Genomic DNA, 6703 nt, shown 5'->3' with positions numbered 1-6703 from the left:
CCCCGCCCCGCGCCCCCGGGGGGGCCCGGCCCCCCCCGCCCCCCCCGGGCGGCCCCCCCCCGACGCGCTCACGCCACGTTCACCCGTTGTCCGGGCGGGGCCGCCTCCAGCCACGCGAGGAAACCGGTCAGCGCGTCCTCGCTCATCGCCAGCTCCAGCCTGCTCCCCCGGTGCAGGCAGGCCAGGACCACGGAGTCCGACAGGAGCGCCAGCTCCTCCTCGCCGTCGGGGAGGCGGCGGCCGGCCACCTCGATCGAGTCGCGCTCCAGGACGCGGCGCGGGCGGGGGGAGTACGAGAAGACGCGGAACCACTCGACGCGGTCACCGTTGTACCGGGCCACCCCGTAGGCCCAGCCCTTGCCGCCGGCGTCGCCCTGCTCGGGGGCGTCCCAGCGCAGGGAGCAGTCGAAGGTGCCGCCGGACCGCTGGATCAGCCGACGGCGCAGTCCGAAGACGAACAGTCCCACCACCACGAGGGCGACGACGATTCCGCACACAGTCAGAGCGAGGACCATCGGCACCGACCTCCTCGTCTCCTAGGTAACGGAACGTAAAAATCACCCACATCTGCCTCAGCCGCGACCGGGTCCGGATCACTCCGGTCCCAGCCGCGGCTGAGTCATGTCACAGCACTGCTCCCCCAGAGCCTAACGGCCCGGGAGGCGCCCCCGGTGGGTCAGCGCGCCGCCGCCGTACGCAGTCGGACGTCCGCGCGGCGCTGGGCGGCTTCGTCGCCCTCCGCCTTCGCGCGCTCCAGCTCCTGCTGGGCGTGCTGGACGTCGATCTCGTCCGACAGCTCGGCGATCTCGGCCAGCAGCGACAGCTTGTCGTCCGCGAACGAGATGAAACCGCCGTGCACCGCGGCGACGACCGTCCCACCGTCACTCGTACGGATGGTCACCGGTCCCGACTCCAGCACACCGAGCAGCGGCTGGTGACCGGGCATGACGCCGATGTCGCCGGACGTGGTGCGCGCGACGACCAGGGTGGCCTGGCCGGACCAGACCTCACGGTCGGCGGCGACCAGCGCGACGTGCAGCTCAGCAGCCAAGGGTGGCTCCTCGGGTCACCACCCGGCGGGAGAGCCGGGTGTTGGTTACAAGTCTAGTAGGCGTGGGTGAGGGGGCGGGACGCGCCCGCCCCCTCGGACGTGAGCCCGGGGCTCACGGTGAGCGCGAGGCTCAGGAGACGCCCAGCTCCTTCGCGTTCTTCTTCAGGTCCTCGATACCACCGCACATGAAGAACGCCTGCTCGGGGAAGTGGTCGTACTCACCGTCGCAGATCGCGTTGAACGCGGCGATCGACTCGTCCAGCGGAACGTCCGAACCGTCCACGCCGGTGAACTGCTTGGCGACGTGGGTGTTCTGGGACAGGAAGCGCTCCACGCGACGGGCACGGTGGACGACGAGCTTGTCCTCCTCGCCGAGCTCGTCGATACCGAGGATCGCGATGATGTCCTGCAGGTCCTTGTACTTCTGCAGGATGTTCTTCACGCGCATCGCGGCGTTGTAGTGGTCCGCCGAGATGTAGCGCGGGTCGAGGATGCGGGACGTGGAGTCCAGCGGGTCCACGGCCGGGTAGATGCCCTTCTCGGAGATCGGACGGGACAGAACCGTCGTCGCGTCGAGGTGGGCGAAGGTGGTGGCCGGGGCCGGGTCGGTCAGGTCGTCCGCGGGGACGTAGATCGCCTGCATCGAGGTGATCGAGTGACCGCGGGTCGAGGTGATGCGCTCCTGGAGGAGACCCATCTCGTCGGCCAGGTTCGGCTGGTAGCCCACCGCGGAGGGCATACGGCCGAGCAGGGTCGACACCTCGGAGCCGGCCTGGGTGAAGCGGAAGATGTTGTCGATGAAGAACAGCACGTCCTGCTTCTGGACGTCGCGGAAGTACTCCGCCATCGTCAGACCGGCCAGCGCCACGCGCAGACGGGTGCCCGGGGGCTCGTCCATCTGGCCGAAGACCAGGGCGGTCTTGTCGATGACGCCCGAGTCGCTCATCTCGTCGATGAGGTCGTTGCCCTCACGGGTGCGCTCACCGACGCCCGCGAACACCGACACACCGTCGTGGTTGTTGGCGACGCGGTAGATCATCTCCTGGATGAGCACCGTCTTGCCGACGCCGGCGCCGCCGAACAGACCGATCTTGCCGCCCTTGACGTACGGGGTCAGCAGGTCGATGACCTTGATGCCGGTCTCGAACATCTCGGTCTTCGACTCGAGCTCGTCGAAGTTGGGCGCCTTGCGGTGGATCGGCCAGCGCTCGCCGTCGTAGGACTCGTCGACGTTCAGCACCTCACCGAGGGTGTTGAACACCTTGCCCTTGGTGAAGTCGCCGACCGGCACCGAGATGGCGGCACCCGTGTCGGTCACCTGGGCCTGGCGGACCAGGCCGTCGGTGGGCTGCATCGAGATGGCGCGGACCAGGCCGTCACCCAGGTGCTGGGCGACCTCCAGGGTCAGCGTCTTCAGCTCGCCGGCGTTGGCCGGGTCGGCGACCTCGACGTGCAGCGCGTTGTAGATGTCCGGCATCGCGTCGACGGGGAACTCCACGTCGACGACCGGGCCGATGACCCGCGCGACGCGGCCGGTGGCCACGCCCGACGCAGCGGTCGGCTCAACAGTGGTGGTCATTAGTTGTCACTCCCCGCGGTCGCGTCGGCCAGGGCGCTCGCGCCACCGACGATCTCGCTGATTTCCTGGGTGATTTCGGCCTGGCGGGCCGCGTTGGCAAGACGGGAGAGCGTGTTGATCAGCTCGCCCGCGTTGTCGGTGGCCGACTTCATCGCGCGCCGCGTGGCGGCGTGCTTGGAAGCGGCCGACTGGAGCAGCGCGTTGTAGATCCGGCTTTCCACGTAGCGCGGCAGCAGGGCGTCGAGAACGTCCTCCGCCGAGGGCTCGAAGTCGTACAGCGGGAGGATCTCGCCCTTGGGGGCGGTCTCCTCCGCGACCTCTTCGAGGCGCAGCGGAAGCATCCGGGAGTCGACCGCCGTCTGCGTCATCATCGAGACGAACTCGGTGTAGACGATGTGGAGTTCGTCCACGCCGCCGTCCGCCGTCTCCGCCTTGATGGCCTCGATCAGCGGAGCCGCGACCTTCTTGGCGTCCGCGTACGTGGGCTCGTCGGTGAAGCCCGTGAACGACTCCGCGATCGTGCGCTCACGGAAGTTGTAGTGGGCGACACCCCGCCGGCCGACGATGTACGTGTCGACCTGCTTGCCCTCGCGCTCCAGGCGCTCGGTCAGCTGCTCCGCCGCCTTGATGGCGTTGGAGTTGAAGGCGCCGGCCAGGCCGCGGTCGCTCGTGAGGAGCAGGACCGCGGCACGGGTCGGGTTCTCCGCCTCCGTGGTCAGCGGGTGCCTGGTGTTCGAACCGGTGCCGACCGCCGTGACCGCGCGGGTCAGTTCCCGCGCGTACGGCGTGGAGGCCGCCACCTTGCGCTGCGCCTTGACGACGCGCGAGGCGGCGATCATCTCCATCGCCTTGGTGATCTTCTTGGTCGCGGTGACGGATCGGATGCGACGCTTGTAGACCCGGAGCTGGGCTCCCATGAGTCAGGTCCCTTCCTTACGTCACTTGGCGGCGGACGGGGCGTCCTCGCCGAGCAGCTTGCCGTCGCTCGTCTCGAACTGCTTCTTGAACTCCGCCACGGCGTCGGCGATCGCCTGGATCGTGTCGTCGGACATCTTGGCGCCCTCCTTGATGGAGGTCATCAGGCCCTGCTCCTTGCGGTGCAGGTAGTCCAGCAGCTCCTTCTCGAAGCGGCGGATGTCGGCGACCGGCACGTCGTCCATGCGGCCCGTGGTACCGGCCCAGATCGAGACGACCTGGTCCTCGGTGGCCATCGGCTCGTACTGGTTCTGCTTCAGCAGCTCGACCATGCGCTGACCGCGCTCCAGCTGCGCCTTCGACGCGGCGTCCAGGTCGGAACCGAAGGCGGCGAACGCCTCCAGCTCACGGAACTGGGCGAGGTCCACGCGCAGACGGCCGGAGACCTGGCGCATCGCCTTGTGCTGCGCGGAACCACCGACTCGGGAGACGGAGATACCGACGTTCAGCGCGGGGCGCTGACCGGCGTTGAACAGGTCCGACTCCAGGAAGCACTGGCCGTCGGTGATGGAGATGACGTTGGTCGGGATGAACGCCGAGACGTCGTTGGCCTTGGTCTCGACGATCGGCAGACCGGTCATCGAACCGGCACCCATGTCGTCGGAGAGCTTGGCGCAGCGCTCCAGCAGACGGGAGTGCAGGTAGAAGACGTCGCCCGGGTAGGCCTCGCGGCCCGGCGGACGGCGCAGCAGCAGGGACACGGCGCGGTAGGCGTCGGCCTGCTTCGACAGGTCGTCGAAGATGATCAGGACGTGCTTGCCCTGGTACATCCAGTGCTGGCCGATGGCCGAGCCGGTGTACGGCGCCAGGTACTTGAAGCCGGCCGGGTCGGACGCCGGGGCGGCGACGATGGTCGTGTACTCCAGCGCGCCGTTCTCCTCCAGCGCGCGGCGGACCGACGCGATGGTGGAGCCCTTCTGGCCGATGGCGACGTAGATGCAGCGGACCTGCTTCTTCGGGTCGCCGGTGCGCCAGTTGTCACGCTGGTTGATGATCGTGTCGACGGCCAGGGCGGTCTTGCCGGTCTGGCGGTCGCCGATGATCAGCTGACGCTGACCACGGCCGATCGGGGTCATGGCGTCGACGGCCTTGTAGCCCGTCTCCATCGGCTCGTGCACCGACTTGCGCTGCATGACCGTGGGGGCCTGCAGTTCGAGGGCACGGCGGCCCTCGGTCTCGATCTCGCCGAGGCCGTCGATCGGGTTGCCGAGCGGGTCGACCACGCGGCCCAGGTAACCCTCGCCCACGGCGACGGACAGGACCTCGCCGGTGCGGGTGACCGGCTGACCCTCCTCGATGCCGCTGAACTCACCGAGGACGATGGCACCGATCTCGCGCTCCTCGAGGTTGAGGGCGAGGCCGAGGGTGCCGTCCTCGAACTTCAGCAGCTCGTTGGCCATGGCCGAGGGAAGACCTTCGACCTTCGCGATGCCGTCGCCGGCAAGGGTGACCGTACCGACCTCCTCGCGCGAGGCCGCGTCCGGCTTGTACGACTGGACGAAGTTCTCCAGTGCGTCCCGGATCTCCTCCGGCCGGATCGTGAGCTCCGCCATCTGAGTTCCCTGCTCTCCTTGTTGGGCCCGAAGTTTCTTTGGGGGATCTGGGGGCTCCCCCCAGAAACTTTGCAATCCTCTGCACGGCCCAACCAGGGCCGTAAGTACGTACTGCGTGTTCAGTTGCCGCGGTGCCGCTCAGCTCGCCAGGCGGCGGCCGGCGTCCTCGAGGCGGTCCGCGATGGAGCCGTTGATGACCTCATCGCCGACCTGCACCCGGATCCCGCCGAGGACCTCGGGGTCCACGTCGAGGTTGAGGTGCATCGGGCGGCCGTAGAGCTTCGCGAGGGTGGCGCCCAGGCGCTGCTTCTGCGCGTCGCTCAGCGGGACCGCCGACGTGACGACGGCGACCATGCGGTTGCGTCGCTCGGCGGCGAGCTTGGACAGGGATTCCAGTCCTGACTCAAGGCTACGTCCCCGCGGCGCGGTGACGAGGCGCGTGACCAGACGCTCGGTGCCCGGCTTGGCCCGGCCGCCGAGCAGCTCGCGCATCAGCCCGGCCTTGGCCGAGGTGGTGGCCTTGCGGTCGGTCAGCGCGGCCCGCAGCTCGGTGCTGCCGGAGACGATCCGGCCGAACCGGAACAGCTCGTCCTCGACGTCGTCGAGCGTGCCGTCCTTCTGCGCGGCGGTGAGGTCGGCGGTGTTCGCCAGCTCCTCCAGCGCGTCCACCAGGTCGCGCGACTGCGACCAGCGGGAGCGCACCAGGCCGGCCACCAGGTCGGCGGCGGGGCCGCTGACCTGGGCACCGAGCAGGCGCTGGACCAGTTCGGCCTTGGCCTCACCGGCCTGCGCCGGGTCGGTCAGGACCCGACGCAGCGACACCTCGCGGTCGAGCAGCGCGGTGACGGCGGCCAGCTCGTCGGCGAGCCGCGCCGCGTCCACGGACGTGGAGTCCGTCAGCGCGTCGAGACGCTCACGTGCGGCTGCCAGGGCCTCGCGGCTCGCTCCGTTCATCGCGTGGCCTCGGCCTTCGTCGCCTTGTCGTCGAGCTCGTCGAGGAACCGGTCGATGACGCGGCTCTGCCGGGCGTGGTCCTCGAGGGACTCGCCGACGAGCTTGCCGGCCAGTTCGGTGGCGAGCTTGCCGACGTCCTGGCGCAGCGCGGACGCGGCGGCCTTGCGGTCGGCCTCGATCTGGGCGTGACCGGCGGCGATGATCTCCTCACGCTGCCGCTGGCCCTCCGCGCGCATCTCGGCGATGAGCGCGGCACCCTGCTCCTGCGCCTCCTGGCGCAGGCGCGCGGCCTCGTGCCGGGCCTCGGCGAGCTGAGCCTTGTACTGCTCGAGCACGCTCTGGGCCTCGGTCTGGGCGGCCTCGGCCTTCTCGATACCGCCCTCGATGGCCTCGCGGCGCTCGTCCAGAACCTTGTTGATGTTCGGGAGGAGCTTCTTGGCGAGGAAGAAGAAGACGATGGCGAAAGCGATCAGGCCGATGACGAGCTCTGGGATCGCGGGGATCAGAGGATTCTGTTCCTCTTCCGCCGCCAGCTGTACCAGGGCGTTCACATCAGTGCCTTCCGTCTAAGGGAGTTGCGTCGAAGCGCGG

7 protein-coding genes are annotated in these 6703 nt (G+C 69.2%); all 7 read right to left on the bottom strand.

Features of this window, described 5'->3' with window-relative positions:
• Positions 1–68: 68 nt before the first annotated feature.
• Positions 69–515, bottom strand: coding sequence for a DUF2550 domain-containing protein (locus ABZ340_RS25755; RefSeq protein WP_358784192.1), 447 nt, complete (start codon positions 513–515; stop codon positions 69–71).
• A gap of 161 nt (positions 516–676) precedes the next feature.
• Positions 677–1051 (bottom strand): F0F1 ATP synthase subunit epsilon, encoded by a 375-nt coding sequence (locus tag ABZ340_RS25750; protein ID WP_358784191.1) that lies wholly within the window; start codon positions 1049–1051, stop codon positions 677–679.
• A 130-nt stretch (positions 1052–1181) separates the two neighbouring features.
• Positions 1182–2630 (bottom strand): F0F1 ATP synthase subunit beta, encoded by a 1449-nt coding sequence (gene atpD, locus ABZ340_RS25745; protein ID WP_358784190.1) that lies wholly within the window; start codon positions 2628–2630, stop codon positions 1182–1184.
• Positions 2630–3547: a F0F1 ATP synthase subunit gamma gene (locus ABZ340_RS25740; protein ID WP_358784189.1), complete on the bottom strand. Its 918-nt coding sequence runs from the start codon at positions 3545–3547 to the stop codon at positions 2630–2632. Before ABZ340_RS25740 ends, atpD begins: the two co-directional genes overlap by 1 nt.
• Positions 3548–3568: 21 nt before the next feature.
• A complete protein-coding gene (atpA, locus tag ABZ340_RS25735) occupies positions 3569–5158 on the bottom strand; it encodes a F0F1 ATP synthase subunit alpha (protein ID WP_358784188.1) in 1590 nt (529 codons plus the stop codon).
• 138 nt (positions 5159–5296) lie between these two features.
• Complete coding sequence (locus tag ABZ340_RS25730) at positions 5297–6112, bottom strand: F0F1 ATP synthase subunit delta (protein WP_358784187.1); 816 nt, start codon at positions 6110–6112, stop codon at positions 5297–5299.
• On the bottom strand, positions 6109–6663 hold the full coding sequence (locus ABZ340_RS25725) for a F0F1 ATP synthase subunit B (RefSeq protein ID WP_358784186.1): 555 nt from the start codon (positions 6661–6663) through the stop codon (positions 6109–6111). The genes ABZ340_RS25730 and ABZ340_RS25725 overlap by 4 nt, the downstream gene beginning before the upstream one ends.
• Positions 6664–6703: the final 40 nt, after the last annotated feature.

Source organism: Streptomyces sp. NPDC006134, assembly GCF_040628835.1.
GTDB lineage: Bacteria > Actinomycetota > Actinomycetes > Streptomycetales > Streptomycetaceae > Streptomyces.
This window is presented reverse-complemented; position numbering and strand designations above follow the sequence as displayed.

What these genes read in the sequence shown, in the direction of transcription:
- ABZ340_RS25730 (WP_358784187.1), bottom strand. Translation starts at nt 6,112, where the DNA reads ATGAACGGAGCGAGCCGCGAGGCCCTGGCAGCCGCACGTGAGCGTCTC.
- atpA (WP_358784188.1), bottom strand. Translation starts at nt 5,158, where the DNA reads ATGGCGGAGCTCACGATCCGGCCGGAGGAGATCCGGGACGCACTGGAG.
- ABZ340_RS25755 (WP_358784192.1), bottom strand. Translation starts at nt 515, where the DNA reads ATGGTCCTCGCTCTGACTGTGTGCGGAATCGTCGTCGCCCTCGTGGTG.
- atpD (WP_358784190.1), bottom strand. Translation starts at nt 2,630, where the DNA reads ATGACCACCACTGTTGAGCCGACCGCTGCGTCGGGCGTGGCCACCGGC.
- ABZ340_RS25740 (WP_358784189.1), bottom strand. Translation starts at nt 3,547, where the DNA reads ATGGGAGCCCAGCTCCGGGTCTACAAGCGTCGCATCCGATCCGTCACC.